Origin of the sequence: Leisingera sp. (assembly GCF_034669605.1) — a bacterium.
GTDB lineage: Bacteria > Pseudomonadota > Alphaproteobacteria > Rhodobacterales > Rhodobacteraceae > Leisingera.
In genome coordinates this window covers 1-3,439 of sequence record NZ_JAXMOX010000317.1, presented here as the reverse complement: position 1 = coordinate 3,439, position 3,439 = coordinate 1, and the positions used below count along the sequence as shown (strand labels likewise).

Below are 3,439 nucleotides of genomic sequence, written 5' to 3'. Positions count from 1 at the left end.
GTAAACGGTTTCGCTGTCCGCTGGCGCCGGCGTGAAGCCCGCCTTTTCCAGAACCCGGGCCGAGGCGGCGTTCTGCTGCATGACACCACCGGACAGTGTGACGCCGCTGCCGCGGAAATGCGCCTGCAGGCCGCTGATCAGCTCGCTCGCCAGGCCCTGCCCCCAGGCGGCTTCGGCAAACAGATAGCCCAGATTGCGGGTTTTGCTGCCGTCCTCCGGATCAGACAGGATCATCAGCCCGATGCCCTGCCCCGTAGCACCGCGCAAGCCGATCACTTCAGCCTGCTGCGCCACAGCCGCCAGAAAATCCCGCCGGGCCTGATCGCTGTCCTGCGTCTGGAACCCTTCCGGCAGCCATTGCACCACCTTCGGGGCAAACAGATCCGCCAGCTCCGCCTCGGTCAGCTCCTGCCAGCGTGCAGCACTCAGGCGGCTGGTCTGCAGATCCAGCAGGCTCATGCGCTGACCGCCTTCTGCACCATGTCCCAATAGACCCGCTCCACCTCATCCAGCGACAGCCGCCCCTCGGAGCGGTACCAGGTGTTGACCCCGTTCAGCATGGCAATCACCGCCAGCGTTGCAATCTTGGTATCGGAAATGCGGAACACGCCCTGCTCCACCCCCTCCTTCAGGATCCCTTCCACGCCGTTCTCATAGTCCCGGCGCAACGTTTCGATGACGGCGAAATTCTCTGCGGTCAGGTTGCGCAGCTCCATATAGGCGATAAACACCGCATCCGGGCGCTCCTGGTGAAACCGGATGTGAAAGCCGGTGAAGGTCCGCAGCCGCTCCATCGCGCCCGCAGCCGGCGGCACCGCATCCCAGGCGGCCAGCAACTCCGCCATATGGCCTTTCATCAGGCTGAACAGCAGGCTTTGCTTGTCCGGCGTGTAGTTATACAGCGCCCCCGCCTGAACCCCCACATCCTTGGCGATCTGGCGCATGGAAACCGCAGCATAGCCTTGCTGCGCAAACAGCCGCAAAGCGGTCTCGCGGATCTTGGGGCCGGTAATACCAGAATGGGAACCTTGCGTACGTGCCATGCGCTGACCGTAACTGAACAAACGTTCAGATAAAAGAGTGAGAATGACCGAAGGCCAGCCAGCCCTTTACCCGCATGGCCGCGCCATGCCAATCCCCCGCCCCGCCTGCGGGAAATCAATTGTGCCGCCGCGCCGGACCTCCTAAAACCGGCGGGGTAATAGACAGGGGCTTCCTCGATGCAGGTTTGGGCACGGATCGCAATTCTTCTGGCTTTAGCGGCGGCCGCCGCCTGCACCCGCGTGCCCGAACTGGAGGACCGGTTGACCCCGGACTTGCGCGGCGCGGGCTATCCGGAACTGCTGCCGCTGGATGACGCATTGGAACCGCTCGGCCCGCCGCAGCAGGCCAGTGCAGATCTGCAAGATGAACTTGACGCCCGCAGTGCCGGGCTGAAACGCCGCGCCGAGGCGGTGAAAAACGCCGAATTCTAGGCTGTTCCCGGCTTTCCCATCCGCATGTGCCGCAGGCAGGCAGGAGCGGCGTTGCACGCCCGCGCCGAACCGGCTAAGGCGGGGCTGAGCATTTCGGAACAAAGGACCTCCAGCTATGACAGAACCGCTTCGTCTTGGGATTGCAGGTTTGGGCACGGTTGGCATCGGCGTGGTAAAAATCATCCGCCGCCACGCTGCGCTGCTGGAGGCGCGGACCGGGCGGCCGGTTGTGATCTCGGCGGTCTCCGCACGCGATGCCGGCAAGGACCGTGGTGTCTCGCTGACAGACTACGCTTGGGAAACCGATCCGGTGGCGCTGGCCGTGCGCGACGACGTGGATGTGTTTGTCGAACTGATGGGCGGCCATGAAGGCGCTGCCAAAGCCGCAACCGAAGCCGCGCTCGCTGCTGGCAAGGATGTGGTCACCGCCAACAAGGCGCTGCTGGCCATCCACGGCCAGGCACTGGCCGAACAGGCCGAGCGCTCAGGCCGGGTGATCCGGTTCGAGGCAGCTGTGGCCGGCGGCATCCCGGTAATCAAATCGCTGACCGAAGGCTTGGCCGGCAATGAAATTACCCGCGTCATGGGGGTGATGAACGGTACCTGCAACTTTATCCTCACTCAGATGCAGGCCACCGGCCAGGGATATAACGCCCTGTTCGAGGAATGCGGCCGCCTGGGCTATCTGGAAGCCGACCCGAACCTGGACGTGGGCGGCATTGACGCCGGCCACAAGCTGGCGCTGCTGGCCTCCATCGCCTTTGGCACCAGGCCGGCGTTTGAGGACGTGCAGCTGGAAGGCATCCAGCGGATCCAGCTGGCAGACATCAAAGCAGCCGCTGATATGGGCTACCGCATCAAGCTGCTGGGTGTGGCGCAACGCACCGCCCGCGGGCTCGAACAGCGCATGTCGCCTTGCCTGGTGCCTGTCAATTCTCCTTTGGGCCAGCTGGAAGGCGGCACCAACATGGTGGTGATCGAGGGCGATTCCATCGAACAGGTTGTGCTGCGCGGCCCCGGCGCCGGCGAAGGCCCGACTGCCAGCGCGGTGATGGGCGATGTCCTGGACCTGGCCCGCGGCCTGCGGATTGCCACCTTCGGCCAGCCCGCCGAAACGCTGCAGGAAGTACCGGCAGCCCAGACCGGCCTGCCCGCGCCGTTCTATCTGCGGATGGGGCTGCTGGACAAACCCGGCGCGCTGGCCAAAATTGCCGCAGTGCTGGGCGATGCCGGCGTTTCCATCGACCGGATGCGGCAGTACGGCCATTCCGAACCAACGGCCCCGGTGCTGATCGTCACCCATAAATGCACCCGCGCTGCGCTGGATGCGGCACTGGACCGCCTCGCTGCCACCGATGTGGTCGACGGCACGCCGGTTGCGCTGCGCATTGAAGAGGTCTGAACTGCCCAATACGCCGAGAATCGGCGGATTTGATCACTGCGGCCTGAATTTCCTGCCGCGGTGAACGCTATCGCCTCTTGCGAGCCTGCCCTGCCCCGCGCTATTCGGCTTTAAAACGCCCAATTCACATCTGACCCGTTGAGACAGGATTTCCGGTATGACATCGAACACCTCTGACGCGCCTTTTCATGACCGTATGCTGTCGCTGGGCCTGGCCCGCGTTGCCGAACAGGCCGCGCTGGCCTCTGCCTCGCTGATCGGCCGCGGCGACGAGAAAGCTGCCGACCAGGCCGCCGTGAATGCCATGCGCGAGCAACTGAACCTGCTGGACATCGCCGGCGTGGTGGTGATCGGAGAAGGCGAGCGAGACGAGGCGCCGATGCTGTACATCGGCGAAGAAGTCGGCACCGGTAACGGCCCCGGCGTCGACATCGCCCTGGACCCGCTGGAAGGCACCACGCTGACCGCCAAGGACATGCCGAATGCGCTGACCGTGATCGCCATGGGCCCGCGCGGCTCGATGCTGCACGCACCGGACACCTATATGGACAAGCTGGCAATC

At 64.5% G+C, this 3,439-nt stretch carries 5 protein-coding genes; 3 read left to right on the top strand and 2 right to left on the bottom strand.

The annotated features are described in order from the left end of the window. Positions 1-459, bottom strand: a 459-nt coding sequence (locus tag VOI29_RS23475; protein WP_323784183.1) for a GNAT family N-acetyltransferase, incomplete at its 3' end; no start/stop codon positions are given. Further along, a complete protein-coding gene (locus tag VOI29_RS23470; protein ID WP_323784182.1) occupies positions 456-1,043 on the bottom strand; it encodes a TetR/AcrR family transcriptional regulator in 588 nt (195 codons plus the stop codon). The genes VOI29_RS23475 and VOI29_RS23470, both read right to left, overlap by 4 nt. A 177-nt stretch (positions 1,044-1,220) precedes the next feature. Here VOI29_RS23470 and VOI29_RS23465 point away from each other — a divergent pair, with 177 nt between their 5' ends. The 3 genes from VOI29_RS23465 to VOI29_RS23455 all read left to right on the top strand — a co-directional run. Beyond that, entirely contained in the window at positions 1,221-1,475 is a 255-nt protein-coding gene (locus tag VOI29_RS23465; protein ID WP_323784180.1) for a hypothetical protein, read from the top strand. Positions 1,476-1,590: 115 nt separating this feature from the next. After that, positions 1,591-2,877: a homoserine dehydrogenase gene (locus VOI29_RS23460; RefSeq protein WP_323784178.1), complete on the top strand. Its 1,287-nt coding sequence runs from the start codon at positions 1,591-1,593 to the stop codon at positions 2,875-2,877. Between the two features lie 157 nt (positions 2,878-3,034). Beyond that, on the top strand, positions 3,035-3,439 hold a 405-nt coding region (locus tag VOI29_RS23455; RefSeq protein ID WP_323784176.1), incomplete at its 3' end, for a fructose-bisphosphatase class II.

Bases quoted from the DNA above. Each gene is read 5' to 3' on its own strand.
- VOI29_RS23470 (WP_323784182.1), bottom strand. From the start codon at position 1,043: ATGGCACGTACGCAAGGTTCCCATTCTGGTATTACCGGCCCCAAGATC.
- VOI29_RS23460 (WP_323784178.1), top strand. From the start codon at position 1,591: ATGACAGAACCGCTTCGTCTTGGGATTGCAGGTTTGGGCACGGTTGGC.
- VOI29_RS23465 (WP_323784180.1), top strand. From the start codon at position 1,221: ATGCAGGTTTGGGCACGGATCGCAATTCTTCTGGCTTTAGCGGCGGCC.